Annotated in this window: 23 protein-coding genes; 8 read left to right on the top strand and 15 right to left on the bottom strand. The window is 60.6% G+C overall.

Annotated elements, in window-relative coordinates; genetic code table 11:
• Positions 1-18: 18 nt before the first annotated feature.
• From ALP40_RS23205 to ALP40_RS23185, 5 genes are all read right to left on the bottom strand, one after another.
• On the bottom strand, positions 19-1,434 hold the full coding sequence (locus ALP40_RS23205; RefSeq protein ID WP_122210488.1) for a type VI secretion system Vgr family protein: 1,416 nt from the start codon (positions 1,432-1,434) through the stop codon (positions 19-21).
• 163 nt (positions 1,435-1,597) lie between these two features.
• Complete coding sequence (speA, locus tag ALP40_RS23200) at positions 1,598-3,511, bottom strand: arginine decarboxylase (RefSeq protein ID WP_122210487.1); 1,914 nt, start codon at positions 3,509-3,511, stop codon at positions 1,598-1,600.
• Between the two features lie 88 nt (positions 3,512-3,599).
• Positions 3,600-3,971 carry a translation initiation factor Sui1 gene (locus ALP40_RS23195; protein WP_122210486.1) on the bottom strand — a complete coding sequence of 124 codons (372 nt, stop codon included), beginning with the start codon at positions 3,969-3,971 and terminating at the stop codon, positions 3,600-3,602.
• A gap of 173 nt (positions 3,972-4,144) precedes the next feature.
• Complete coding sequence (locus ALP40_RS23190) at positions 4,145-4,690, bottom strand: NUDIX hydrolase (RefSeq protein WP_122210485.1); 546 nt, start codon at positions 4,688-4,690, stop codon at positions 4,145-4,147.
• Positions 4,690-5,769: a DUF2333 family protein gene (locus ALP40_RS23185; protein ID WP_122210484.1), complete on the bottom strand. Its 1,080-nt coding sequence runs from the start codon at positions 5,767-5,769 to the stop codon at positions 4,690-4,692. Before ALP40_RS23185 ends, ALP40_RS23190 begins: the two co-directional genes overlap by 1 nt.
• 334 nt (positions 5,770-6,103) lie before the next feature.
• On the opposite strand from ALP40_RS23185, the gene ALP40_RS23180 reads away from it, so the two are divergent.
• Positions 6,104-7,759, top strand: coding sequence for a PleD family two-component system response regulator (locus tag ALP40_RS23180; RefSeq protein ID WP_122210483.1), 1,656 nt, complete (start codon positions 6,104-6,106; stop codon positions 7,757-7,759).
• A gap of 14 nt (positions 7,760-7,773) precedes the next feature.
• On the opposite strand, the gene ALP40_RS23175 is transcribed toward ALP40_RS23180, so the two are convergent.
• Both ALP40_RS23175 and ALP40_RS23170 read right to left on the bottom strand, forming a co-directional pair.
• On the bottom strand, positions 7,774-8,550 hold the full coding sequence (locus tag ALP40_RS23175; RefSeq protein WP_122210482.1) for a response regulator transcription factor: 777 nt from the start codon (positions 8,548-8,550) through the stop codon (positions 7,774-7,776).
• A 145-nt stretch (positions 8,551-8,695) separates the two neighbouring features.
• Positions 8,696-9,184, bottom strand: coding sequence for a prepilin peptidase (locus tag ALP40_RS23170; protein ID WP_122210481.1), 489 nt, complete (start codon positions 9,182-9,184; stop codon positions 8,696-8,698).
• A gap of 74 nt (positions 9,185-9,258) precedes the next feature.
• Between ALP40_RS23170 and ALP40_RS23165 the strand changes: the two genes are divergently transcribed.
• Together ALP40_RS23165 and ALP40_RS23160 are read left to right on the top strand one after the other, a co-directional pair.
• Positions 9,259-9,714, top strand: a complete 456-nt coding sequence (locus ALP40_RS23165) for a TadE/TadG family type IV pilus assembly protein (protein ID WP_122210480.1) — start codon at positions 9,259-9,261, stop codon at positions 9,712-9,714.
• Positions 9,704-12,472: an ATP-binding protein gene (locus tag ALP40_RS23160; protein ID WP_183136080.1), complete on the top strand. Its 2,769-nt coding sequence runs from the start codon at positions 9,704-9,706 to the stop codon at positions 12,470-12,472. Before ALP40_RS23165 ends, ALP40_RS23160 begins: the two co-directional genes overlap by 11 nt.
• Here the strand turns inward: ALP40_RS23160 and ALP40_RS23155 are convergent.
• The 7 genes from ALP40_RS23155 to ALP40_RS23125 form a co-directional block, all read right to left on the bottom strand.
• Positions 12,469-14,490: a pilus assembly protein TadG-related protein gene (locus ALP40_RS23155; protein WP_122210479.1), complete on the bottom strand. Its 2,022-nt coding sequence runs from the start codon at positions 14,488-14,490 to the stop codon at positions 12,469-12,471. The genes ALP40_RS23160 and ALP40_RS23155 overlap by 4 nt on opposite strands.
• A 153-nt stretch (positions 14,491-14,643) precedes the next feature.
• Positions 14,644-15,207: a DUF4136 domain-containing protein gene (locus ALP40_RS23150; protein WP_122210478.1), complete on the bottom strand. Its 564-nt coding sequence runs from the start codon at positions 15,205-15,207 to the stop codon at positions 14,644-14,646.
• An 18-nt stretch (positions 15,208-15,225) separates the two neighbouring features.
• Positions 15,226-15,849: a DUF4136 domain-containing protein gene (locus ALP40_RS23145; RefSeq protein ID WP_122210477.1), complete on the bottom strand. Its 624-nt coding sequence runs from the start codon at positions 15,847-15,849 to the stop codon at positions 15,226-15,228.
• Positions 15,850-15,867: 18 nt separating this feature from the next.
• Positions 15,868-16,617, bottom strand: a complete 750-nt coding sequence (locus ALP40_RS23140) for a methyltransferase domain-containing protein (RefSeq protein WP_122210476.1) — start codon at positions 16,615-16,617, stop codon at positions 15,868-15,870.
• Positions 16,614-16,919: a MazG-like family protein gene (locus tag ALP40_RS23135; protein ID WP_122210475.1), complete on the bottom strand. Its 306-nt coding sequence runs from the start codon at positions 16,917-16,919 to the stop codon at positions 16,614-16,616. Before ALP40_RS23135 ends, ALP40_RS23140 begins: the two co-directional genes overlap by 4 nt.
• Before the next feature lie 152 nt (positions 16,920-17,071).
• Positions 17,072-17,929: a MaoC family dehydratase gene (locus ALP40_RS23130; protein WP_183136079.1), complete on the bottom strand. Its 858-nt coding sequence runs from the start codon at positions 17,927-17,929 to the stop codon at positions 17,072-17,074.
• Between the two features lie 30 nt (positions 17,930-17,959).
• Positions 17,960-19,315 (bottom strand): 3-oxoacyl-ACP reductase, encoded by a 1,356-nt coding sequence (locus ALP40_RS23125; protein WP_122210473.1) that lies wholly within the window; start codon positions 19,313-19,315, stop codon positions 17,960-17,962.
• Between the two features lie 109 nt (positions 19,316-19,424).
• On the opposite strand from ALP40_RS23125, the gene ALP40_RS23120 reads away from it, so the two are divergent.
• From ALP40_RS23120 to ALP40_RS23110, 3 genes are all read left to right on the top strand, one after another.
• Complete coding sequence (locus ALP40_RS23120) at positions 19,425-20,702, top strand: acetyl-CoA C-acetyltransferase (RefSeq protein ID WP_122210472.1); 1,278 nt, start codon at positions 19,425-19,427, stop codon at positions 20,700-20,702.
• 93 nt (positions 20,703-20,795) lie between these two features.
• On the top strand, positions 20,796-21,074 hold the full coding sequence (locus tag ALP40_RS23115; protein ID WP_122210471.1) for a hypothetical protein: 279 nt from the start codon (positions 20,796-20,798) through the stop codon (positions 21,072-21,074).
• A gap of 34 nt (positions 21,075-21,108) precedes the next feature.
• Entirely contained in the window at positions 21,109-22,560 is a 1,452-nt protein-coding gene (locus ALP40_RS23110; protein ID WP_122210757.1) for a DUF726 domain-containing protein, read from the top strand.
• A gap of 7 nt (positions 22,561-22,567) precedes the next feature.
• Here the strand turns inward: ALP40_RS23110 and ALP40_RS23105 are convergent, their stop codons facing one another.
• A complete protein-coding gene (locus tag ALP40_RS23105; protein ID WP_122210470.1) occupies positions 22,568-23,596 on the bottom strand; it encodes a bile acid:sodium symporter family protein in 1,029 nt (342 codons plus the stop codon).
• An 85-nt stretch (positions 23,597-23,681) separates the two neighbouring features.
• Between ALP40_RS23105 and ALP40_RS23100 the strand changes: the two genes are divergently transcribed.
• Both ALP40_RS23100 and ALP40_RS23095 read left to right on the top strand, forming a co-directional pair.
• Entirely contained in the window at positions 23,682-24,485 is an 804-nt protein-coding gene (locus tag ALP40_RS23100; protein ID WP_122210469.1) for a helix-turn-helix transcriptional regulator, read from the top strand.
• 210 nt (positions 24,486-24,695) lie between these two features.
• Positions 24,696-25,592, top strand: a complete 897-nt coding sequence (locus ALP40_RS23095) for a PA4780 family RIO1-like protein kinase (RefSeq protein WP_122210468.1) — start codon at positions 24,696-24,698, stop codon at positions 25,590-25,592.
• The last annotated feature ends 107 nt before the right edge of the window (positions 25,593-25,699 follow it).

Genomic DNA, 25,699 nt, shown 5'->3' with positions numbered 1-25,699 from the left:
CGTGGGCTGCGGATCATCTCAGTCCGGCGAGTCGTCAGGCCGGTGCGGAGGCAGTTCGCTGTCGAGCACGATTCGCGGGCTGGTCAGGGTCACGCCATCGGCGTCGATTCTGACCTGACTGGCACCGACCTGTAGCGTCAGATCGCTGCCCCTGTCCAGGTGCAGCTTCGACCCGTCATCCACATGCAGTGTGTGCGAGTGGCCCAGTACTGCCTGCCAGTCGAGTTGCATCTGGACAGGCGCCGGGTCATGTCTGTTCGCTTCTGACCCCAACAGAGACAGCGGCGTCGAGGTGCCCGTTTGCAAGGTGGCGACAATCACCGGGTTGTCCGGATCATCGACCTTGAAGTGCGCCACCACCTGCGTCGCGCCGCGACACGAGAGATGTAACGCTTTAGTGACGGGCAGCCAGCACGTGGTGTAGCGCGCATCAATGTGCTGCGTGCCCCACTCAAACTGCACCTGCACGCGGCCGGATGAATCGCGCTGCTGCAGCTCGCCTGGGGCGCCCGTTATCCAGGCTCGCTGCAGTCCGGTAACGACAGACCGAGTCGCCGGGGCAGGCGTTCGGAAACCCACCTCCCACGGCACCGCCTGAAAGCGATTCAGGTAAGGCGTGTTCATCAAACCCGCTTCTGCCGGGCGCAGGTCAACGTGGTGCTCGACCTGAGTGATCAACCACATGTGATTCCAGTCACGCTCCGCAAGGCCGGCCAGAGGCAGCAGTAACCCGCTGTTCACGAAAGGCAGGGTGCTTTCGCCTTGTGCCCGCTGGTCCGTGCGGCTGCCCGGTGCATCGCTGCCCACGCGGATCACGGAAAACTGTGTGACGCCCGGCTGGTGGGCGAACTGGCGCCAGGGCGCGATAGGGGCGCGACGAAAACCGCGCAATCCCTCACTGAATACCAGCTCATGGCGGCGTCTGGAGTGATGGAAGTGATAGTGGATGTGCTCTTCGGCACATAGGCGCTGGATAAAAGAGAGGTCGGATTCGTTATGCTGAAAGCAGGTTTCACGCGTGCGGCATTGCGTCTTGAGATCGAATCGACAGCTTTCTCCCAGGCCATGTTCCTTGAGCACGAGTGCAATAATCTGTGTGGCACTCAGTTGCTGAAACACGCGCTGGTTGTAGCGGTGGTCAAGGCACGCCAGCCGTGGGCCGAGTGTCAGCCGGTAGCATGCAGGCCCCGGTCGATAGTGCATGCGGGTCGCGCCCTGAATCTGGCCGTGAAACCCTTGGGGGCTGCCGTTGAAACTCAGGAACGCAGGCATGTACATCAGGCTCGCCAGATCGATCTCATCGCCGCTGACTTCCAGTTCGAACTTGAAGGGCTGGCTGATCGCTTCGACGGCGCTGAAAAACCGGACGCTGAAATGACGACGCAGGCGCGCGATTTCCAGGCGAAAGAACGGTTCGCTGGCGGGGTCGGGCATGGGTGATTTCTCTACCTAAAATGCGGTCGGCGATTCTGGCGGAGAAGCGGGAGAGGTAAAGGGGGAGGGCGCAGAAAAGGACGTTGCCTACATCACATGCGGATAGGGGCTTACGCAGACAGCGGATGATCGTTCCCGCGTGGAAACGATCATCCGGCAGACGTCAGGACGACAGGTACGAAGAACGCGTCAGGCCCAGACGCAGAGCGTCGAGGAAGTAGGTGCGTTCGCGCGGGGTGATCTTGGCGCTGGCAACCTTGTCCCGGTAATGGGTCATCAGTTCTTCCGGCGACAAGTGCACGTAGCGCAGCATGTCTTCGATGGTGTCGTGGGTTTCGATGCCCGCGTGGTAAACGCTGCCATCCGGGTTCTGGTAGATGTTCACCGAGTCGGTGTCACCGAACAGGTTGTGCATGTCGCCCAGGATTTCCTGATACGCGCCGACCAGGAAAATGCCCAGCAGGTAGTCTTCACCTTCGTTCAACGGGTGAACCGGCATGCTGGTCTCGATGCTCTGCTCGTCGACGTACTGCTTGATCTTGCCGTCGGAGTCGCAGGTCAGGTCCTGCAGCACCGCACGGCGCACGGGTTCTTCGCCCAGACGGTGCAGCGGCAGGATTGGCAACACCTGGCCGATGGCCCAAGTGTCCGGCAGGCTCTGGAACACCGAGAAGTTGCAGATGTACTTGTCGGCCAACTTGTCGTTGAGTTCGTCCAGCACCTGACGATGGGAGCGCTGACGTGCTTTCAACGAGTTGTGCAGACGGCGGCAGACCGCGAAATAGCACTGCTCGCCCAAGGCTTTCTGCGCCAGCGTGATTTTGCCATCGGCGTACTGGGTCGCGATGTCGCTCATGTAGTGCGTGGCGCGCCAGTAGGTTTCGGTGACCATCTCGATGTCGGTCGGACCCAGCAGGTCCACCAGCCATTGCACGGTTTCCGGCAGGCTTTCCTTGTCGGCGATTTCAGGCACTTCGTCGTTGTGTTTCTCGACGTCGGTAACCTGCACCACCAGCATGGCGTGGTGAGCGGTCAGTGAACGGCCGCTTTCCGAGAAGATGTGCGGGTGCGGCAGGCCCTGCGCGTCGCAGAACTCCTTGAGCATGCCGACCACGACACCGGCGTAATCGTCCATGTCGTAGTTGATGGAACTGGCGTTACGCGAGTGAGTACCGTCGTAGTCCACGCCCAGGCCGCCGCCGACGTCGATGTGATCGACTGGCAGGCCAAGGTTGCGCAGTTCGCCGTAATAGCGGATCGCTTCCTTGAAGCCGTGCTGGTAGTCGGCCAGGTTGGCGATCTGCGAGCCCATGTGGAAGTGCAGCAGGCGAATGCCTTGATCCAGACCCGCCTTGCGGAAACGCTCGACCACCGACAGCAACTGGGCAGCCGACAGACCGAATTTGGATTTCTCGCCACCGGTGTCGGCCCATTTGCTCGACGCCAGGGAAGACAGGCGCACGCGCAGGCCCACTTGAGGCGCTACCTTCAGTTCGGCGGCTTCTTCGATGACCAGTTCGACTTCGGATTCTTTCTCGATGACGATGAAGACGTTGTGGCCCAGCTTCTGGCCCATCAGCGCCAGGCGGATGAACTCGCGGTCCTTGTAACCGTTGCAGACGATGGTGCCACCTTTTGGCGCCAGTGCCAGCACGGCCATCAACTCAGGCTTGGAGCCCGCTTCCAGACCGATGGACACGTTCTGCGTGGCGATGATGTTCTCGACCACCGCTTCCTGCTGGTTAACCTTGATCGGGTAGAGCGCGGTGTACTGGCTCTGGTATTCCAGGCGCGCGATGTTGCTGTCGAACGCACCGGTCAACTGACGAACACGGTCCTGCAGAATGTCGGGGAAGCGAACCAGCAACGGCAGCGAAAGGCCGCTTTTGCGCAGGTTGTCGACCTGCTCGTACAGGTCGATCGGCGAGCTGCCAGCCCCGTTGGGACGAACTTCAACGCGCCCGGCTTCATTGATTGCAAAATAGCCGGCACCCCAATGGCGAATGCCATAAACGCTGCGGCTGTCCGCAACGGTCCATTGGCTGCCATCGTCTTTGCGTGTACGTCGTACGGACATCGAAGTCCCCTATAAAGAAGTCGTAGCGCCAGCCCATGACCGGCTGGGCGCAGTGTAAAGAGTGTAGGTGACGGTTTTGATGCGCTTGTCAGCCGCCCGATTTCTTTGCCTTGAAGCCTTTTTTGATCAGTTCGGCGAGCAGCGCCTCGACGTGATCGCCCTGAATCTCGATCACGCCGTCCTTGAGCGCTCCGCCCGTACCGCAGCGTTGCTTCAACGCCTTGGCCAGGTCTTTGAGTGCGTCTTCGGCCAGTGGCACGCCGGTGATGGTGGTGACGGTCTTACCGCCACGGCCTTTGCTCTCGCGACGAACACGGGCGATGCCGTCTCCGTCCGGGATGGCAGTCTGCTTGCAGGTGCAGTCGTCGACAGGCTGGCGACAGTCGGGGCAATGACGCCCTGCGTCGGTTGAAAAAACAAGGCCACCCAGGGCGGCAAAGGAAGCGGCTTTTTTAGCCACGCGAGATCCTCTTGTTGAGGACTGAAGATGGGTCGGGCTCGCTGGAGCCATCGACCGCGAAGCCCCACTCTGGCAGGGGCAGCGCTACTGGGACGACAAGGCCGGCCCAGCTTGAAAAGGTCGCGCAGTGTAACGACAAAACAGCCAGTTGCTAAGGGGTTCAATGCGCCAATTTACTGAACATTTGCGACCTGCTCCAGATAGCGTTTCAGTGCAGCCAGAGAGTCCGGGCAATACGGTTTTTCCTCGGCCTGACGCAGCACCTCTGCGACGGGCATGAAGCGCGCTTCCAGGACCTCTTCAGGCTGCAATTTCAATGCGCCATCCCATACTGCAGAAAACACGGCGCACCAGATCCGGTTGCCCGGCTGATCGAACAAAAAACGCTCGTGGGCCCGCAAGGCAACCCCACTCACACCCAGTTCTTCCTCTAGCTCACGCGCAGCGGATTGGGCGTAGCTTTCCTGCGCCTGAACCATGCCGCCTGCCGCTACATCCCAATAACCCGGATAAATAGCCTTGCTTAGCGTGCGGCGATGGACGCACAACTCACCCGCTGAATTAAACAGCAGGATGTAAGTGGCCCGGCTGATCAGGCCGCGCTCGCGCACTTGCACACGTGGCAGCGAGCCCAGCAGGTTGTCCAGTTCATCGACCCAAGCGATCTGCTCGGCATCCGAGGCGGCGCGGTGCGCGGCCTCGTGCGAAGAAATCGGCATCAACCCTGATTCAGCAACTGACGAAGGTCGATGACCGCCGCGTTTGCCCGCGAGATGTAGTTGGCCATGACCAGCGAATGGTTGGCGAAGACACCGAACGGGCTGCCGTTCAGGATCATCGGGCTCCACAGAGGCTCTTGCGAAGCTTCCAGCTCACGAATGATCTGGCGCACGCTGACCGTTGCATTTTTCTTGGCCAGTACGTCGGCGAAATCCACCTCGATGGCGCGCAGCAGGTGCGACAGCGCCCAGGCCTGGCCGCGTGCTTCGTAGAACACGTTGTCCACTTCAAGCCACGGGGTTTCGACGATCTCTTCATCTACCTGTGGTACTTCACCCGGTTTGACGGAAGCAATGGCTTCGGTTTTCAGGGTGCTGTTGAGCTTGACCCGACCCACGCTGGCCGACAGACGTTGCGACAGCGAACCCAGACGAGTCCCGACATCGCCCAGCCAGTTGTTGAGGTTGTCGGCACGGGCGTAGAACAGCGCGCCTTTCTGATTAGGGTCGGACAAACGCGCCTGATAGCGGCTCAGCGCATTGATACCGTCGGTGTACTGCGATTCGCTGGACGGCAAGATCCAACTGCGGTTGTTGAAGTTGAACAGCGGCTCGGCACGCGCCAGATCGCCATCTTCAGCCGATTGCGACTGCGAACGGGCAAAGTCCTTGCGCAGCGCACGGCTCAAGTCTCGCACCTGGACCAGCACGCCATATTCCCAGCTCGGAATGTTGTCCAGCCACAGACCAGGTGGCATGCGGTCGTTGGACAGGTAGCCGCCGCGCTTGTCCAGCAGGGTCTGCGCGACGCTTTTCAAGGTTTCAACCGTGGTGTAGCCAATCACCATCGGCTTGCCTTCACGCTCGGCCGCGGCCTGGGCATTCTGCTGCACCGGAAAAAGTGCAGGCTCCTTGCTCCAGTACCAACCGACGACCAGCGCGACGAGTAGATAAATCAAGACCAGGGCACCCAGCGCACGGCTATAGAACAGATTGCCCAGATAGCCGCGTCGTTTGACCGATGCGGTGTCAGCGGTACGCTCACCCGCGCTGCCTGCGCGGTTTTTCCAATCCAGCATGGTGGGGTCCTTTCGATCTTGAGTTGAATGCTTCACGAGGCGTTCGACCGTAACCTTACCTCAAGGTGCAATGCATGGACGTATCGGTGGCGGATTTTCCGTGCCCCCATGTGTGCTTCTAAATAAAAATACTTTTACTTCAGCGAGTTACGGGTTGCTTGAACGCCTCACTGTCCAGTGATAGCCATACGCTATACAGGCATAGTTATACGTAATGGCATAGCGCCATGTATTTGTTGTCAAATAAGTGACTTGCGGCACTCAGGTGTCGTATCGAAGGTGCTAGCATAGCGCCATCACCCCTTTCGCCTAGCGAATTCACAGTAGTCTTGATATGACCGAGCCCGAAGATCCCAGCCGTGATCGTTTAAAGCATCATTTTGCCCAACGGGTCATTCATCAGGCACGTCAGATACTTGAGACCTGGCAACGACTGCAAAAAACCGAATGGTCGGTCAGCGACATGGCCGAGCTGAAAGACTCGACGTTGCGCCTTTTGCGTTTCGCCGAGCGTTTCGAACAGGCCGAGCACATGGTCCTGGCGCAGGATATCGGCCAGGCGCTGGAAGCGGTTGAAGCCAATCGGGGTCGTCTCAACAGCAGCGCCATCACCGACCTCAATCGGTTGATGCAGCGGCTGTCGCGCACCGGCTTGCGCCACGGAGACCAACTGGAACAGACCTCACTGCCGCCACTGCGCAAGCCTGTTTATGTGGTGTTGCAGGACCACGAACGCGCCGAGCGACTGGCCAAACAGCTTGAGTTCTTCGGTCTGTCGGCGCTGTCGCTGCACAGCGTGCTGGCGTTCCAGACCGCCATGACCCAGCGCCACCCGGCTGCGATCGTGATGGACGTCGACTTCAGCGGACCTGGGCAGGGCTTGAAACTGGCCTCGCAGGTTCAGGAAGGTCTTGAACACAAGTTGCCGCTCTTGTTTTTCAGCCTTCACGAAACGGACACCCCGACCCGTCTGGCGGCAGTACGAGCGGGGGGACAGGAGTTTCTGACCGGTACGCTTGAGGCGTCGAGCCTGCTGGAAAAGATCGAAATCCTGACCTGTGTGGCGCAATACGAGCCTTATAAAGTGCTCATCATCGATGACTCACGCGCTCAGGCCACGCACACCGAGCGTGTACTCAATGCGGCCGGCATCGTTACGCGCACCTTGCTCGACCCGATCCAGGCGATGGCGGAGCTCGCCGATTTCCAGCCTGACCTGATCATTCTCGACATGTACATGCCGGGCTGCACGGGGACGGAGATCGCCAAGGTCATCCGCCACAATGACCGCTATGTCAGCGTGCCGATCATTTATCTGTCGGCTGAAGACGATCAGGACAAGCAACTGGACGCCATGAGTGAAGGTGGCGATGACTTTCTGACCAAGCCGATCAAGCCGCGCCATCTGATCACCACCGTGCGCAACCGTGCCGCACGGGCGCGCAATCTCAAAGCGCGCATGGTGCGCGACAGCCTGACCGGTCTGTACAACCACACGCATATCCTGCAACTGCTGGAAGATTGCAGCTTTCGCTCACGTCGCGAAGGCAAACCGCTGTGTTTCGCCATGCTCGACATCGACCACTTCAAGAGGGTCAACGACAGCCACGGGCACCCAATGGGCGACCGGGTGATCAAGAGCCTGGCGCTGTTTCTCAAGCAACGGCTGCGCAAGACCGACTTCATCGGCCGCTACGGCGGCGAAGAATTCGCCATCGTCATGCCGGACACCGATATCCAGAGCGCTCACAAGGTGCTGGAGGAAATTCGCCATCGGTTTGCGGAAATTCATTACCCGGCCCAGCCTGCGGATCTGTTCTGTACATTCAGCGCAGGTGTGGTGTGCCTGGGCGCTCATGATGACAGCCTGAGCCTGGCCTCCCAGGCTGATAGCGCGCTGTACCGCGCCAAGCATGCGGGTCGCAATCAGGTGCACTCGGCTGTTGCAGAGGCGCCTTATCACGTGATGCTGCCTGAAACCGAAACCTGATTTCACTCATCGTCTCAGGTTGCATTGGCGTGCTCCCGTCCACCCGCATTGCCTGGCGAAAGCGCCAGCGCCAGTTGCGTGCGATTGTGCATGCGCGTCAGGCGCAGCACTTGTGAGACGTAGAGCTTGACGGTGTTTTCGGTGATGCCCAGCTCGCACGCGATTTGATAATTGGTCTGACCTGTGCCGACCAGCCGTGCCACAGCGATCTGGCGCGGCGACAGCTTGGCAAGCACGTCAGGTACGGGGCGCTCAATGTCGTCGGCGATGTCAGTTCTGCTCCTGAGCGCCGGTCCGTCGCGGGTCTGGTCAAGGTTTTTGTACAGATCGTCGATGGAGGCGGCCAGGTACTGAAGTTTTTCATTGAGCTGACCCAACTGCTGAAGGTTTCTCTGGCGTTCGCCCAGCGCTTCGACCTGAAGCCGTACGCCTTCGAGTACCTCATTCAGATCGACGGGTTTCTGATAGTAATCGGCGACCCCTGCGCGCAGTGCCTTGATCACGTCCTTCTTTTCGGCCTTGCCGGTCAGCATGATGGCCTCGAACAGGTGCCTGCGGCCGCCGAGACGCTTCATCGCCTCGACCATTTCGATGCCGTCCATGCCTGGCATCTCCAGGTCGCAGAGTACGATCCCGATGCTTTCATCTCGTGTGAACTGCGCGATGGCCTCTTCGCTTGAAACGCACGGAATGCAGGGGTAACCGCTGCTTTCCAGGAACTCGCTCAGTTCGTCCACAACGAGAGGCTGATCATCCACAATCAGAACTTTTACCGATGAGTCTGTGTTCATGCGCTACTCCATGCGGGTCGACTACAGAACAAAAACTGAAGCCTGAATCCATTCAGCTAGTTAAGTACGGTGCTGACAAATCCCACGTCAATGAAGACTGTCACTGGATACTCACCGTAGTCGTACTTTGTGATTATGTATATAGCTATAGTGCATCCTGCGCACGATGAATCATTAACGCTGTTAACGAAAAACCGATGAATAGAAAGGGTGAGAAAGGATATTTATTTGTCATTTCCGTCCCGAGGTAGAAGTAACGTCGCGTAAGTCGCTGGTTTACAAGGGGCCATACTTTAGTATTAAGCACGCTCCAGAGTGCGACGGCGATACCGGCGCCGATAAAGGTGCCCAACAGGTACAGCGTGTCCGTTGCCAGCGCCAGTGCAGATAAAAGTTTGACGTCGCCAGCGCCCAGTCGACCCAACACGTAGCCCGGCAAGGTCAGCGCCAGAGCGGTCAACAGCGCCCAGCCCGCTTCGGCAGGCTCGGCCCCGACACAGGTATGGCCGGTGTAGGCGATATACCCGAATGCCACTAACACACCGCCTAATGTCAGCCCGTTGGAAATCTTTCGTTGCCGTGCATCCTGTTCCGCACACACACCCAACCATGCCAGTAGAAAAAATAAAACCATTGAGTAAAAACGTCCTGTTTTTCTGAAAGAAACTATGCTGTTGTAAGGTCGTAATTGTCAGAGTAGACGTCGACATGCCAAACATCCTGCCTCGGTCTTCTGCGCATCAACAACAAGGCGCTGCCGCTATTGAGTTTGCTGCGGTATTTGTCGTGTTTTTTGCGGTGTTCTATGGCGTCGTAAGTTATAGCTTGCCCTTGCTGATGGTGCAGTCCTTTAATGCGGCGGCCAGTGAGGCGGTGCGCCGCAGTGTTGCGATCAGCCCGACCGCGTCCAACTACAGCCAGTTGATCGTGAGTCAGGCCCAGAGCGTAGTCATGAATCAGTTGTCGTGGATGCCCCCTTCACTGGGGTTCAGCAGCGCCCATGTGCATGTGACCTACACGGCCGGCGTGCTGACGGCCAACATCAGTTATCCAAAATCCAGGCTGGCACAGGTCTTGCCGTTTCTGAACCTGCCAGGTATCGGCGAAATACCGCGTCTGCCCACCAACCTCTCTGCCCAAGCGAGTCTGCAACTTGTCCCTTGATAAAAGCCGGCTGGGTCGCTGGCTGGGCCGCGCCGATGCACCTTCCGTCCCGCAAACCCTTTCCCTGACCTCCGAGCCCGACCCCATTGGGGCAGATCTGTATCTGCTACTTGACGAAGAGGGGCGGGTGCAAAGCATCAGTTCCCACTTGGCAATGCGGCTGGGCATCGCCGCATCGGCGGCTGTCTCGCAGCGTTTGATGAGCCTGCTGATGCCCAACAGCGCATTGGTGATAGAAGGCGTGCCGCGCGAGTGGCAGGGGCATATGCTCGATCTGGACTTCAAGGGCGCCGACGCCCATACGCTCCACGCACGGGGCTGGGTCCAGGCGCACGGCAGGGAGTGGCTTTTGCAGTTGCTGGACATCAGTGACCTGATGGAGGAGGCCAGCGCAGCCCGCAGTCGCCAGCAATGCCTGCGGTTTGCCGGGCAGATGGCTGAGCGGGTCCGGGTTTGTCACATTGATCGACTCAAGGCGGTGGTGACCGAACAGCTAGAAGAACTGGCGCAACTCTGGCACGTCCCCTGCGTAGCGCTTGTCTTGCCGGACGCCAGCGGTGTCGGCTGGCGCGTCTATTGCCATTACAACGCCCACACGGCACCGGAACTCTGGCAGCTTGGCCAGCGGCTGGGCACAGCGCTGGACCAGTTCGACGCCAGTGTCACGCACTCGTTGTCCTTTGGTACGGGATCGTCCGCCACCGCGCTGCAAAGCGCCTTCGCCAACGCCGACGGTTTTCTGATGCCCCACAGTCGCGAGGGCATTGCCAAAGCCTGGCTGCTGTTCGGGTTTTACGATGCCCGGCGACAGGCGCCGGACCTGAGTGATCGTGAATGGCTAAACCTGTGTTCGGCGCTAGCCGGGCCGGTGTTGTTCAGGCTGTCGGAGCAGCACAACCGGCATCATGTTGAGCGTCTGGCCGTGCTTCAGGACCTGCTTGGCACCGGCTGGTGGGAGCTGTTGCCCGGCAGTGACGAAGTTCTGCTGGCCCCTCAGCTCGCCCGCAGCCTGAGGCTGGGCGACCGGGTCGAGAGTGTGGCGCGCCAGGACTGGCTGGCGCTGATCCATCCGGCAGACCGGCAAGAGCTGGCCAGTCGTCTGACGCAATTGCGCGACAAAGGCACCCCCATGCTGCTCTGCGTGCGTCTGGCGCAGTCCGATCCTGCTCAGGAAACCGTCTGGTTCCGAATCCAGGGCCAGGCGTTGATCAGTGGGCAGGTTCAGCGCGTTCTGGGCTTCATGCTGGATGTCAGCGATATCAAGAATCAGGAAACCGACGCCGCCGCCGCTCATGCGCGGCTGGACAACCTGATTGCCAGCTCTCCCGCCGTGATTTACGTGCAGCGTTATGACCAAGGCAATCTGGAGCCTACTTTCTTCAGCGACAGCCTGACGCCCCTGCTGGGCTGGACGCTGGCCGAGTGCATCGAGGGCCAACTGGCCGAATACATTCATCCCGAAGACCGCGACATCTGGTTCGAGCGCAATCGGCACTTACTGCGCGAGGGTTTTGTGAGCCGCCGCTACAGGTTGCGTGACAAGAGCGGCAGTTACCACTGGTTGCTGGACGAAGCACGCCTGCTGCGCGATGACCTGGGCATGCCGGTGGAGGCCGTCGGTCTGTGGCTGGATGTCACTGACGCCACGCTTGCAGCCGAGCAAGTGCGCAAGAGCGAGGAGCGCTACCGGATTCTGGTCGAGGACTCGCCCGCGATGATCTGCCGCTACACCCCGAATCTGGTGCTCAGTTTCGGCAACAAGCCGTTGGCCAGCTATATGGAGTGCGCGCCTGAGCAACTGACCGGCATCAATCTGGGGGATTGGCTGTCCGAGGAGCAGCGTGAGGCATTCGTTCGACGCATCAGTCAGCTCACCCCCGAGGAGCCCATGAGCACGGCGGAAATCTGCATTGAGCTGCCCGGCCGCGAATACGCCTGGTGGATCTGGGCGGATCGGGGTGTGTTCGATGAGCACGGCAGGCTGGTCGAGATTCAGGCGGTGGGCCGCGATAACACGGACGTGCGTCTGTCGCGGATGCAACTGAACCAGAGCGCCAAGATGGCGACGCTGGGTGAGATGGCCACCGGGCTGGCCCACGAGATCAATCAACCGCTCAACGTCATGCGCATGGCGGTGGTGAACGTGCTCAAGCGTTTGGGCCGAGGCGATGTGGACATCGAATACCTCACCGAAAAGCTCAACCGCATCGACACGCAGGTGCAGCGCGCCGCACGGGTAGTCGACCACATGCGCGTGTTCGGGCGGCGTTCGGAAATCGAGGAGCAACTGTTCGATCCGGCCCAAGCGGTGGAAGGTACGGTGTCGATGCTGGCCGAAGGCATGAAGGGCAAGGGCGTGCAGCTTCGCATCGCAGAGATGAGCGAGCCGGTGCAGGTGCGTGGGCATGTGGATCAGTTGGAGCAGGTGCTGATCAACCTGATGGTCAACGCCCGGGACGCACTGCTGTCGCGTCGGGAGAAAGACCGGGATTTCGAGCCGTGGATCAGCGTCGAGGTCGAGCGCGATGAAAACATCATCCGGCTGGTCGTGCAGGACAACGGCGGCGGTATCGACCCGCGCTTGCTGGAACGAATTTTCGAGCCCTTTTTCACCACCAAACCGGTCGGCGTCGGCACCGGCCTGGGGCTGTCGGTCAGCTACGGCATCGTCGATCAGATGGGCGGCCAGTTGACCGTCAGTAACGTTGGCGAGGGCGCACGGTTTCGCATCGAATTGCCGATCTTCAACGCCACCTAGATCACCAACTGGGCCTGGCCGAAATTACAGCTCAGGTTGGCACCGACGTCGGCCGGGGTCAGCGTCACGCCGAGGCCAGCCAGCAAAGGGTCCACGACTGAGGTCAGGAGCGGTTTAAGGGTGTTTTCGACAATGACATCCAGCGCATTGGTCAGGGTGCTCAGCAGCGTGGCTGCGCCGGTAATGACGTTGCCGAGGGTGTTATTAGTGGGCGGTTTGTAGACGTTGACCTTCACCCCGGAAACGGTGCCATTGAGAAGACTGCTCGGGCTGACCGAAGCTGCGCTGGGCAGAAAGTAAGGTGGGTTGTTGATCTCCGGCAGGTTGGGCGAGCTGAAGGTCGTGTTGGTCGCGGCAGACGTCCCCAAGGGAGACTGACTGACCGGGTCGAAACTGAGGCCGATCCCGCCGCCGCCGAAGGGCGTGCGGGCAGTGCAGCTCCCCAGCGCCCCCAATATTTTCTGGCAAGTCATGGTGCCGATATCGATCACCGGCAGCGGTTTCGTCGTGATGGCCGAAGGATCGGTGCTGGCCGGAAAGGCGTCGCTTATCTGGCCCAGCTTGGCGGTGATCAGCGCGGCATTGGTATGCACGCTCAGGGTTTTGTCGGTATTGCTGGTGCAGGTATAGCCGGTCACGTAAGTGTCGGCGCTGGCCAGCGAAATACTCAGGTCAATCCTGGGGCCACTGGTTGACGTAGTGTCCAGAAACTTTATATCCGACACCATGCAACTGGTCAGGCCCAGCGCGCACGTCGCTGAGGTCACCACACCCGCCAGGTTCAGGTTCAGGGCGCTGTTGAGCAGCGGCGTCAGGCTGCCCACCACCGAGCCGGCGGTATTGGCCAAGGAGGTGATCGTGCCCAGCACTGGCAGGTTGATCGACACCAGGGCACGCATCTGTGCGGTTCTTACGTAGATCCGGTCCGCGCCTGTCTTTGGGTTGAGCAGGTCTATCTTGGTGGGGTCACCGATGGCAGACAGCTGCGGCGGCTCGATCACCTGAATGCGCGTGGTCACTTGAGCCAGCCCTGGGATATTGATTTGTATCGGGGCTGAGATGCCGTTCTTGTCATTGGCCAGTTGCGCCATACCCTGCACCAGATCCAGCAGCCGCAAATTCGTATTCAATGCCGCGATATCAGTGCTGCCTTGCACGGCCAGCAAGTCACCGAGCAGAACTGTGGTCGCGCCTGCGGCGGCCTTGATCGCTTGCAGGCCTGCAATTGTGGCGGTGGTGTTCAACGTGCCGCTGGGGTCCAGCACGTTGATGGCGCTTTGAATGAGCTGGCTGACGGACACCGTGGTGGTGAGCACCTGGTCGTAACCCACGGCAGTCAGATTCAGGTCGAGCTTGAGCCTGTTCAAATAATTGAGCAGGTTCAGGTCCGTGTTGACGAGGCCCTGCCAGTTGGCGACACCCAGGTTCAGCGTTCCGCCCAAAAGGCCGCCGACGATCGGATTCAGAATCGCGGCGTTGGCGCTGTCGACTGTCATCGCGGCACTGCGAATGGTCAATGAAGCCAGCGCAGGTGTGTTGGCGGCGACAGCGGTGGCGCTGAGCTGGATATCGGGCGAAGCCGGTGAATTGTCGAATATCGCAGCGACGCCTGCCGCAATGCTCCGCGGGACAGGGTGACTGACCACCACCTGAATGGCTTGTGACTGACTGGCGTTAGCAGTGAATACCCGACGGCTCTGGGCGTTCACCGACAACGTGCCGCAACTGGCGACCAGCATACGTCCATCGCTACCCGGCGTGAAGCCGTTGCGGGTGGCGCTCTGGGTTGCGTAGCTGGCAGCGCTCGCGCCGGACGCGCAAGTGCCCTTGCGACCAGCGGCTTCCAGCGCGGCGACGTCAGCCACCCGTTGCAGAGAGCGCTTTTCCATGTAAAGCCTGCCGCTGTCGATGACCACCAGCGTGCATAGCAGCGCCAGCACCATCGTCAGCGCCGCCATCAAGCCAATTGCACCGCGCTGCCGGTCCTGCATTGCGGCGTAACGATTCAGGGGAGACATCAGCACTCCTTCGGCATCGCCGTCGCTCACTCACCCGTTGCCAGGGAGTGTAGTCAAGGCGCCGAAGGTATGCTGGCGTATGCATATCAAAGGATCAGGTCCCACACTGATCGCTCCTCACGCTCCGCGTGGGCACGATCAGCTATGCAGCTCTTAACGCGGCGGGTACTGCTCCAGGATCTTGGCGACGGTGGCGCGGACGGCGGTTTCGCGGTCGGTCGGGTTGCCTGCGTTATCGCTGAGGATGCGCTCGGTGCTGCCCCTCCAGACGAGTTTGCCGTCCTTGCCGTCGAACAGGTCGATCTGCAGGGTGGACACTTTGTAGTCCACGCTGCGGGTTTCGGTACTCATCGGCGCACCCCAATAGCCGTAGCCACCCCACGGGCCCCAACCGCCGCCGTAGTTGCTGCTGACCAGTTGCTGACGGTTTTCGACAATCAGCCAGGCTTGCACCTTCAGATCGGCAGGGGCACCGGCAGGTGCTTTGCGCAGGCCGCGTTGATCCAGCTGGTCACCAATCGACTGACGAATGCGCTGTTCGGTCAGATCGCTTTTGAGGCGCGGGTCATCCGGCTGGTACTGGACGCCGGGCTCTTTCCAGCTCCAGCTGCGATAGCCCCCGAAATCCCGCCGGGCGTCGAAGTCACGGTTGACCTGACTGGCCTGGCACGCAGCGAGCAGCAGCAGGCACGACAACAAGACAAAGCGGCGAAACATGGCCGTTCTCCAAAAGAGTTACCGGGGAGGATAGTGCGCCAGCGCCTGTTGCACGGCCTGACGTAACGCTTTGCTGCGGTCCGACAGATCATTGCCACTGCTAGCATCGGCGCTGGTGCTCCAGACGGGCTGGCCGGTGCGCGCATCGAACAGGGAGATCTGCACCACCATTACGCGTTCCTGGTACGTGCGCACCACGGGCACGCTGGCGTACCCACCATAGCCTGGGCCGTAACCGCGTCGGTAGCCGTCATACCCCATACCGCCGCCGTAATAGGGGTCGTAGTCCTCACGCACCTGCCGCAACCGGGTTTCCTGGCGGGTTATCGCGCTGACATAGAGATCCGCAGGCTTGCCACGCGCAGGGCGCAACCCTCGCTGGTCCAGCCCGGTGCCGACTGCTTCGGCGACCTGCGCCGAGTCCATCCAGGCAGTACCGGGCGGCAATTGACCGTTGAGCCATGCCCAGCTCTGATAGCGGCCATAGTCCCGCGGCGGAGCAGGGTAAGCGCTCATGTCCAGCGTCTGCGCCGCCTGTGGTGGGGCGGGGGGGATCGGCAGAGAGCTGGCGACGTAAGGATTGGTGCTCTGGCAGGCGCTGGTTGCCAGAAACAGAACGATCAAGGCGAGGCGGTGCTTCATGATGATCTCCGCAAAGTGTCAGGCTGGACGGCAAATCCAGTGCAGGTATCGACCCAGGCCTGCAAACGCCGGATGACGGCGGTGCGCCAGTTCCATTTCCAGCAGACCGGTCAGCTCGGCGCGGGCCTGAAACTCGACCGGCATGTAATCGTGGAACACCCGTACGCCGCTCTGGGTTTCGACTCGCCACTGTCCTTCAAGTTGCGTTGCCAATTCCCGCGGGTCGAGCGGTTGCTGCGGGGTGAGGCTCTGCTTCTCCCCGGCCATGTCGTTCTTGCGCAGCTTGCGGAAGTGACCCTTCAGCAGGTTGCGGTAGATGAGCGCGTCGCGGTTGTAAAACGCCAGTGACAGCCAGCCATCGGCCCGAGTAAGCCGGTGCAGCACCGGCAGGATCGTGTGCGGCTCGGCCAGCCATTCCAGCACGGCATGACAGATCACCAGGTCGTAAGTATCGGTCAGCAGATCCGGCAGCGCCTGCCACGGAGCCTGGATGAAGGTCGCCTTCTGTCCGGCTTCGGCGAAGCGCTGGCGAGCGCCCTCAAGCATCGGTTCAGCGGGTTCGGCCAGCGTGACCTCATGGCCGCGCTCGGCCAGCCACAACGACATGTGACCCAGGCCTGCGCCAACGTCCAGCACACGCAGCGGTCGCTCGGGCAATGCTTCTTCGAGATCGGCCTGCAGCACCGCCAGACGAATCGCGCCTTTGGCACCGCCATAGATTTTTTCCGCAAAGCGGGTCGCCAGCAGGTCGAAATGGCGGTCGCTCACTTGGCGAATCTCCGCTCGCTGTCCGTCAGTTTGCTGCGCACGACTTCGTTCATGTCCAGCCCCAGTTCGCTGCACAACAACAGCAAATACAGCACGATGTCGCCCACTTCCTGCCCGGCATGGGCCAACTGATCTGGCGAGAGCTCGCGAGACTGGTCTTCGCGCAGCCATTGAAAGATTTCCACCAGCTCCGACATCTCCACACTGGCAGCCATCGCCAGGTTCTTGGGGCTGTGAAACTGCTTCCAGTCGTTCTGGTCGCGGATGCGGTGCAGCCGCTGGGTCAATTCGTCGAGGTTCATCATGCTCTCCTGAAGGCGCATAGCTTCAGGGGGAACCGGCTGACAGGCAAGCGGGCTTTTGCGTTTGTTCAGCGTATGAGGCATACGCCGAAGAAATGTTATCTGTGGGAGACCCTACTACGTCTTCGCCATAGCGCTCCCACGACGCCCGGTCACTCCGCAGCAGGCTGCCAACTACCAACCATATGTACCAGGTCCGGCTGGCCTTCCAGGCGCAATTGGCCATGCGATCCCGCAGTGCTGGCAAACAACCTCACCTCGCTGGGCAGTCGCACGGGTTTTTGGAACTGCACGTTAATCTCCACGTTCGAGGCAGGCAGGTGGTCGTCCAATGCCGCCAAGGCACGGGCCTTGAGCCACATGCCGTGCGCGATGGCACGCGGAAAACCGAACAGCTTGGCGCTTGGCCCGCTCAGGTGGATGGGATTGTAATCACCGGAAACCCGCGCGTAGTCTCGCCCGATGTGCGATGGGGCCTGCCACCGTGCGTGCTCGACGACCGCCAGGTCAGCCGGTTCGAGGTGATCGTCCATTTCGCCCTCCAGCCTCACACCCGTGCACAGCAGGGTGCTGTCTTCTTCCCATAACAGACCGACACTGTCCTCGATGTGCGTCACCAGTTTGAAGGTCACGCCTTTGCGATGGGGACGCAGGTCAGTGGCCTGCACGCTTACGTACAACTGGCTGATACCGCCGAGCGGGCGATGAATCCTGATGCGGTTGGCAATGTGCACCAGCCCCATCAGCGGAAAGGGGAATTGCCTGGAGGTCATCAACTGCATCTGCAACGGGAAGGCCAGTACGTGCGGGTACGTCGGTGGCAGCAGGCTGCTCTGTGGGAACGCACAGACGTTGCGGTAGGCCTGGAGTTTGTCGGTGTCCACCGGTATCCAGCTGCGCAGGCCCATATCAGGCAGTTGAGTGCCGGTCACTTTACGGCGCAGTGCCGCCTGAAAGAACAGATTGGGCAGCGGTTGCAGGGCGTTCAGATAGAGCCAGTGGGCAGTCATCATCCATCTCCTTGAACTCAATGCGGGGTCTTACGCCCCGATCACGCTTTGACCGCAGACGCGCAGTACCTGACCGCTGACCGATCCGGTGCCGGGCTGGCTGAACCAGGCTACGGCCTCGGCGACATCCTGAGGTGCGCCGCCCTGACCGAGAGAGCTCATGCGGCGTCCTGCTTCACGCAGTGTGAACGGCATGTCGGCAGTCATTTTCGTTTCGATAAAGCCCGGTGCTATCGCGTTGATACTGATGCCGCGTGTCTTGAGACCTGGCGCCATCGCACGGGCGTAACCAATCAGCCCGGCCTTACTGGTGGTGTAGTTGGTTTGCCCGCGATTACCCGCAATACCGCTGATGGACGCCATCAGCACCACACGGGCGTGGTCATTCAATACGTCGTTATCCAGCAGGGTCTGGGTCAAGACTTGTGGTGCATTGAGGTTCACGGCCATGACCGAATCCCAGAAATCTTCCGGCATGTTGACCAGTGTCTTGTCGCGGGTGATGCCTGCGTTGTGGACCAGGATGTCGATGCCGCCCTGCACGTGCTCCAGCAACTGACCGGGCGCGTCCGGGGCGCAGATGTCCAGTGCCAGTGCTTGACCACCCAGGCGTGCGGCCAAGGCTTCCAGGTCGGCGCGGGCTTGCGGCACATCCAGCAGAATGACCTGAGCACCATCGCGGGTCAGGGTTTCGGCAATCGCAGCCCCAATGCCTCGGGCTGCGCCGGTGACCAGCGCCTTGCGTCCAGCCAGCGGACGACTCCAGTCCTGCACATGCGCCGAGCAGTTGGTCAGGTGCAGAAGCTGGCCTGAGATGAACGCGCTCTTGGGCGTCAGAAAGAAGCGCAGCGCGCCTTCCAGTTGCTGTTCTGCGTCTTCATCCACTTGCAGCAGCTTGACCGTCGAGCCGTTACGCAGCTCCTTGCCGAGCGAGCGGCTGAACCCTTCTATCGCCTGCTGAGTGCTGGCTGCCAACGGATCGGTGAGGGATTCAGGCGATCTGGCGAGAATCACGATATGGGCGCAGGTGTCCAGGCAGCGCAGCAGCGGCTGGAAGAAATCGCGCAGTTGCCTGAGCTGTTCGGTTCTCACAATCGTGCTGGCGTCGAATACCACTGCCTTGACCTTCGGCCCCTGATTGGCAACCCAGGTCGTTGCGCCAGGCATGTCGCTGCCAAAGCTGTACAGCGAATCGGTCAGGCGATGGGCAAACCCCCGCACCTGATCGGCCAGCGGCCCGGCGCTGATCAGCAACGTACCCTCAATGGGACGTAGACGCCCGGCCTGCCAGCGTTCCAGACGAGTCGGGGTCGGCAGACCGACGGCTTTCACCAGGCGACGGCCTACGTCGGAGTTGGCGAAATCGATATAGCGATCTGACGGCATGGAACACTCTCCTGAAGTCTGGGCTCAAAGGAGTGGACCACAGCCGAACGAGGTTTGTTCTTGCTCATCTACGCTGTTCATCCATCCGTTTGAAGAAAGGGAGTGTTCCATGACGCAGACTCGCCGGGTCGCCATCGTAGGTGGCAACCGCATCCCGTTCGCCCGTTCCAATGGCCCGTATGCCACGGCCAGTAATCAGGACATGCTCACCGCTGCGCTTGAAGGCCTTATCGAGCGTTTCAATCTGCATGGTCTGCGCATGGGCGAAGTGGTGGCCGGTGCGGTGCTCAAGCACTCCCGCGACTTCAACCTGACCCGTGAATGCGTGCTGGGCTCGCGGCTGTCGGCGCAGACCCCGGCATACGACATTCAGCAGGCCTGCGGCACAGGGCTTGAAGCGGCGTTGCTGGTGGCCAACAAGATTGCCTTGGGGCAGATCGAATGCGGCATTGCCGGCGGTGTGGACACGACATCCGACGCGCCGATTGGAATTAACGAGGATTTGCGCGCCATTCTATTGCAGGTCAATCGCAGCAAAAGCACAGGCGACAAGCTCAAGGCGCTGATGCAGTTGCGTCCGCACAACCTCAAGCCGGAACTGCCACGCAATGGCGAACCGCGTACTGGCCTGTCGATGGGGCAGCACTGCGAGCTGATGGCCCAACACTGGGGCATCGAGCGCGCGCCTCAGGATCAACTGGCGCTGGAGAGCCATCAGAAGATGGCGGCTGCTTACACCGAGGGCTGGCAGGATGACCTGATGACGCCGTATCTGGGGCTCAATCGTGACAACAACCTGCGCCCCGACCTGACGCTGGAGAAGCTTGCGGGCCTTAAGTCGGCCTTCGAACGAGGCGCCAAGGGCACCTTGACGGCGGGCAACTCCACGCCGCTGACAGATGGCGCTTCAGTGGTGCTGCTGGCCAGTGAGGAGTGGGCCCGTGAGCGCGGTCTGCCGGTGCAGGCCTATTGGCGCGACGGCGAGGCCGCTGCGGTGGATTTCGTCAGAGGCGAAGAGGGCCTGCTGATGGCACCGGTCTACGCCGTGCCTCGTTTGCTGGCGCGCAATGGCCTGACGTTGCAGGATTTCGATTATTACGAAATCCACGAAGCCTTTGCCGCTCAGGTGCTATGCACGCTTAAGGCCTGGGAGGACGCCGATTACTGCAAGACACGCCTGGGGCTGGATGCGCCGCTGGGCTCAATCGATCGCAGCAGGATGAACGTCAAGGGCAGCTCCCTGGCGGCGGGCCACCCGTTTGCGGCGACAGGCGGGCGGATCATCGCCAATCTGGCCAAGCTGCTGGACGCGGCAGGCAGCGGGCGTGGGCTGATCTCCATCTGCGCAGCGGGCGGGCAGGGGGTGACGGCGATTCTGGAACGCTAGCGGTCTGGCATCTGGCCGGTGGCAATAGACCCCGGTCGTCGGCATAATCGACGGCTGCGGGCCTGGCCCGGTTGACGCACAGACAGGTGATGGATGGGACTCATTATTGGCGTGACGGTACTCCTGATCCTGGTGGGAACCTTGCTTTACCTGTTCGACAAGGGCTCGAAATCCCGCTGGCTGCGTCCCTACATCGGCCTGCTGCTGATCGGTCTGTTGATCGGCGGCATGGGGCTGTTGGTCGGCCTGATCTCCGATGATGTCGAAAGCTACTTCTTGCTGGTCGCCAAGGTGGTCATCTCGCTTACCGGGATAGCGTTCTGCCTGAGGCTGATCATGCTGATCGCTAAGCGATTCATTGTCAGAAATTGAACGGGAGCGCCACGGTCAGGCGAAACAGGACAACGTGGACAATCATTTCAAGTTTCTGACGCTGCCCAGGCCCTCGGGCAGCGTTGCCAACATCTTCATCCACGGCTATTCATCGGGGCATGACCTCAATGACCGGCGTCTGCTGGCCAATAGCATTCCGGCGGCGCTGCGTCAGAGCGTGAATATCCTGGCGTTCTGGCCGTCGAGTCATTTCGCGCAAATGGACAATCGCTCCCGTGGCCTGCTGGTGGCCGCAGCGCGTATGCACCCGTTGGCCGGTGCGGCAGCGCTGGCGGGTGATCGTGCCTATCACTTTTCACGCATCCGTTCCCGTGCCGAAGCAATGGGCAAGGTGCTGCTGGCGCAACTGGACCGTTACCTCTTCGAACAGCACCCGAATGTCACGCGGGTTAACCTGATTGGCCATTCGCTGGGCGCCAGGCTGCTGATCAGCGCCCTCAAGGGGCTGGATCGCCCCCCCGAGCATGGACTGGTCATCGGCGATGTGCTGCTGATGGCCGCAGCGGCGCGGGTTTCGGGAGACGATGCCAAGGTTCTCAAGCGTCGCATCTCCGGACGGCTGGTGAACGCGTACTCCAGCGAAGACCACGTGCTGTTGCTCAATCTGGGCGAAAAAAGCCTGGGGCGAGGGCCGGTCGAGCACTTCGAAAACGTCTACATGGAGGGCTATCGCCACCACCATTACTGGACGCGCTTGCAAGAAGTCTTGATCGCCACCTGCTTCAGCGGCTGCGAAGGCATGGACCTGAACGACGTCGCGTTGCAGATGACCAATCAAGACCCAGTCCTGCAGGACACGTACTTGCACACGGTATTGGCCCGCTCACCGGATTACCTGCTGGAGGCTGCCATCAAGCACCTGAGCAGCAGCCGCTGGACGCATCTCAAGGCGTCGGAGCAAGACCGGACCTACGCCTTCGTCCGCGAATTCCAGCTGGTTGCCGGTCATTGTGTGGTCAACGCTGCGCGCCGTCGCGGCATCTCGTATACCCGGGTACTCGGCATGCTGGCCCGGCAATACGATTTGGGCGATGCCTTGCACCAGTGCGCCACCGTGGTCGAAGTCGAAGAGTTGTTGCTCAGGACCTTCTTTCAGCATGCCTTCACCGCTGCGCATCCGCTGGCCGAGATGCCACGTGCCAGCGTCAAAGCCATGCCGTGGGATGTGTATGCGCGCCATATCGATACGCTGGCTGAGCGTCTGACAGTGTCGTCCTTTTTCAAGCCTGCGGGCACGGACAGCGAGCCACTCACGTCTGCGAGCCGATCAGTGGCCACGGTTCAAGAGCCGGGTCGGCAACCCGGTTCGCTCAAAGGTCTGCTGGCGGCGATTCGCCAGGCGCCGGTGCAGCGAGTGCTGACTCGCTTCGGTGCCGCGTTCAAACCGGGCTACTCGGCGCTGATTCCAACGGTCGCCATTGTCTTCTATGCACGGGTGATGCTCGACGACGACGGGCTCATGTAATACACCGTCAGGCGGCTTGAGCGTCCTCCAGTGCGGCTTTCGACAACTGCTGGCGATGACGGCTGGCGTAACTCTCGGCAATCACCGAACAGACGATCAGCTGCATCGGGTGATAAATCATGATCGGCAGCAGAATCAGGCCAAGGCCGGGATTGCTGCCGAAAATCAGCGCGGCCATCGGCGCACCGGCGGCGAGCGATTTTTTGGTCGCGCAGAACACCGCCGCCACCTTGTCGGCATGGTCGAACTTCAACAGACGCGCGGTGCGCGTGGTCATCAGCAGAATCACCGCCAGTAGAATGGCCGTGCCGACGAAGGCGGTCAAAATGACGCTGTTGCCCTGGCTCTGCCACATTCCGGAAATCATCGAGTTGCAGAAGGCTGCGTAGACCAGCAGCAGAATCACCAGCTTGTCGATGACGTTGGTGTATTTCTTGTGCCGCGCAAAGAACTTGCCCAGTAGCGGTCGCAGCAATTGGCCCAGCACCAGTGGCAGCAGCAACAGAATGCTCAGGTTCAGCAGCGTGTCGCCCAGATCAATCCCGCCCGCGCCACTGCCAACCACCAGACTGACCAGCCACGGCGTGATGAAAATCCCCAGCACGCTGGACATGCTCGCGTTTAGGATGGCGGCCGGTACGTTGCCACCCGCGCTGCCGGTGAGGGCTACGGATGAGGAAATGGTCGAAGGCAGGGCACACAGGTAGAAGAAACCGAGCATCAGCAGGGCCGGTACGTGGGAGCCCAGCAGTTTGTCGCAGGCCAGCCAGAGAAGCGGGAAGACCACAAAGGTGAACGCTTGAATCATGACGTGTAGCCGCCAGTTGCTCAGGCCTTTCTTGATCTGCTCGCTGGAGAGGTTGACCCCGTGCAGAAAGAACACCACGAATACGCCGATATTGATGACGTACTCGGCATGCAGGTTGCCGCCTGTCGCACCGAAGCGGGGGAAGAAGTAGGCCAGCATGGTCGCCAGCACCATGCCCCACAGGAACCAGTCGGTGGCGACGCGCTTTAAATGTTTGAGTGATTGCATGGAAAACCAGGCCAGTTTTTGTAAACAGGAATGTGCGCAGGCTACTCTGTCATCCAACCGCCGTCTTGCGACATAAGGTCATAACATGCCTCCTAACGGACAGATTGATCGCCGGCCCGTGGAAGGGCAGCGGCAGATACCCGCGCTGGCCGATTTGCCGAGGCCGCTTTATGCGCGTGCCGAAAGCCTCAGCGCAGGTTCATGGACGCCGTCGCATTGTCACGACTGGGTGCAGTTTTCCTATGCCATCAGCGGCGTCTTGGGCGTCCACACCGCAGAGGGCAGCTTCTTCGCACCGCCGCAGTGGGGCGTCTGGATTCCGGCAGGTCTGGAGCATGAGGTGGTGACGTCCATGCGTGCCGAGATGCGCAGCCTGTACATCCGCACCGAAGACTCGCGCTGGGCACCGCCGCGTTGTCGGGTACTGGAAGTCACGCCGCTGGCGCGCGAACTGATCAAGAGCTTCTGCCTGTTGCCTGCCACCTATCCCGAGCAGGACAGCCAGGAGGCGCGCCTGGTGCAGGTGTTGCTGGATCAACTGGCACATCTGCCCGAGGTCGGTTTCTCGCTGCCACTGCCTCGGCACGCGCGCTTGCTCGGATTGTGCAACGAATTGATCGAGGCCCCTGATCAGCTCATCTCGCTGCATGATTGGGCAGAACGCCTCGGCACCTCCGAGAAAACCCTCATGCGCCTGTTTCAGCGAGAAACCGGCCTCAGCTTTCGCGGCTGGCGTCAGCGGGCCAGGCTGTTGTCATCGTTGAGTGCGCTGGAAGAGGGCAGCAGCGTGACGCATGCGGCACTGGCGTGTGGGTATGACTCGACGTCTGCATTCATCGCCGCGTTCAAGGGGCTGTTCGGCCATACACCCGGCGAACTCTTCAAATAATGTCGGTGCTCATTAGTGGCTACACGTTTTGCTGCGCAATATCTTTGCAGCCTCATGCGGCACGAAAGGTGCTTTAAACCGGGGTGTTGGGTGGTTTTTTGGCAATAATCCGCACAATTCAAAAGACGTTCCCCCTACTCGCTGGCGGAGGATTGCCGTATAACGGCAACAATCGCGTATCTGGCCACAAAGGACCCACAATAAAAGCTGATGAAAACTCCTAAACGCATTGAACCCCTGATCGAAGACGGTCTGGTCGACGAGGTGCTGCGCCCACTCATGAGTGGTAAAGAGGCAGCTGTTTATGTGGTGCGCTGCGGCAAAGAGCTGCGGTGTGCCAAGGTTTACAAGGAGGCGAACAAACGCAGTTTCCGCCAGGCGGCCGAGTATCAGGAAGGTCGCAAGGTACGCAACAGCCGACAGGCTCGGGCAATGGCCAAGGGTTCCAAGTTCGGCCGCAAAGAAACCGAAGACGCCTGGCAGAACGCTGAGGTGGCAGCCCTGTTCCGTCTGGCCAGCGCGGGCGTGCGAGTGCCCAAGCCGTATGACTTCCTGGAAGGCGTGCTGCTGATGGAGCTGGTGGCCGACGAATACGGCGACGCTGCGCCGCGTCTGAACGATGTGGTACTGGAGCCGGATCAGGCGCGGGAGTACCACGCCTTCCTGATCGAACAGATCGTGCTGATGTTGTGTGCCGGTCTGGTGCACGGTGACCTGTCCGAGTTCAACGTGCTGCTGGCGCCGAGTGGCCCGGTCATCATCGACTTGCCTCAGGCGGTGGATGCGGCGGGCAATAACCATGCGTTCAGCATGCTTGAGCGGGACGTCGGCAACATGGCTTTGTATTTCGGTCGTTTTGCGCCGGAACTCAGAAAGACCAAGTTCGCCAAGGAAATGTGGTCGTATTACGAGGCGGGTACGTTGTCGCCCACGACCGTGTTGACCGGGGAGTTCGACGAGCCGGAGGACGAAGCCGATGTGGGCGGCGTACTGCGCGAAATCGAAGCGGCCCGTCTGGACGAAGCCCGCCGTCAGGCCGCCCGCGCAGCCGACGATGCACCGCCGAGCAAGTCCGCCGAAGAGCCGCCACCGCCCTGGTTGCAGTGACAGATGCGCTCCGCGTCAGCCTGAAAGCGGATGCGGAGCGTCCTGAGCTGCACTACTACGCGGGAGCGTGGGAGCGATCACAAACCTCAAGCACACTGATCGTGCCC

Origin of the sequence: Pseudomonas viridiflava (assembly GCF_003702045.1) — a bacterium.
In the GTDB taxonomy this organism is placed as follows: Bacteria; Pseudomonadota; Gammaproteobacteria; order Pseudomonadales; family Pseudomonadaceae; genus Aquipseudomonas; species Aquipseudomonas viridiflava_C.
Note: the sequence above shows the minus strand (reverse complement) of the source record. Positions and strands in the feature narration are given on the sequence as shown.

Coding starts and splice junctions, on each gene's coding strand:
- ALP40_RS23205 (WP_122210488.1), bottom strand. CDS start 1,434: ATGCCCGACCCCGCCAGCGAACCGTTCTTTCGCCTGGAAATCGCGCGC.
- speA (WP_122210487.1), bottom strand. CDS start 3,511: ATGTCCGTACGACGTACACGCAAAGACGATGGCAGCCAATGGACCGTT.
- ALP40_RS23190 (WP_122210485.1), bottom strand. CDS start 4,690: ATGCCGATTTCTTCGCACGAGGCCGCGCACCGCGCCGCCTCGGATGCC.
- ALP40_RS23185 (WP_122210484.1), bottom strand. CDS start 5,769: ATGCTGGATTGGAAAAACCGCGCAGGCAGCGCGGGTGAGCGTACCGCT.
- ALP40_RS23180 (WP_122210483.1), top strand. CDS start 6,104: ATGACCGAGCCCGAAGATCCCAGCCGTGATCGTTTAAAGCATCATTTT.
- ALP40_RS23175 (WP_122210482.1), bottom strand. CDS start 8,550: ATGAACACAGACTCATCGGTAAAAGTTCTGATTGTGGATGATCAGCCT.
- ALP40_RS23170 (WP_122210481.1), bottom strand. CDS start 9,184: ATGGTTTTATTTTTTCTACTGGCATGGTTGGGTGTGTGTGCGGAACAG.
- ALP40_RS23165 (WP_122210480.1), top strand. CDS start 9,259: ATGCCAAACATCCTGCCTCGGTCTTCTGCGCATCAACAACAAGGCGCT.
- ALP40_RS23155 (WP_122210479.1), bottom strand. CDS start 14,490: ATGTCTCCCCTGAATCGTTACGCCGCAATGCAGGACCGGCAGCGCGGT.
- ALP40_RS23150 (WP_122210478.1), bottom strand. CDS start 15,207: ATGTTTCGCCGCTTTGTCTTGTTGTCGTGCCTGCTGCTGCTCGCTGCG.
- ALP40_RS23145 (WP_122210477.1), bottom strand. CDS start 15,849: ATGAAGCACCGCCTCGCCTTGATCGTTCTGTTTCTGGCAACCAGCGCC.
- ALP40_RS23135 (WP_122210475.1), bottom strand. CDS start 16,919: ATGAACCTCGACGAATTGACCCAGCGGCTGCACCGCATCCGCGACCAG.
- ALP40_RS23130 (WP_183136079.1), bottom strand. CDS start 17,929: ATGACTGCCCACTGGCTCTATCTGAACGCCCTGCAACCGCTGCCCAAT.
- ALP40_RS23125 (WP_122210473.1), bottom strand. CDS start 19,315: ATGCCGTCAGATCGCTATATCGATTTCGCCAACTCCGACGTAGGCCGT.
- ALP40_RS23120 (WP_122210472.1), top strand. CDS start 19,425: ATGACGCAGACTCGCCGGGTCGCCATCGTAGGTGGCAACCGCATCCCG.
- ALP40_RS23115 (WP_122210471.1), top strand. CDS start 20,796: ATGGGACTCATTATTGGCGTGACGGTACTCCTGATCCTGGTGGGAACC.
- ALP40_RS23105 (WP_122210470.1), bottom strand. CDS start 23,596: ATGCAATCACTCAAACATTTAAAGCGCGTCGCCACCGACTGGTTCCTG.
- ALP40_RS23100 (WP_122210469.1), top strand. CDS start 23,682: ATGCCTCCTAACGGACAGATTGATCGCCGGCCCGTGGAAGGGCAGCGG.
- ALP40_RS23095 (WP_122210468.1), top strand. CDS start 24,696: ATGAAAACTCCTAAACGCATTGAACCCCTGATCGAAGACGGTCTGGTC.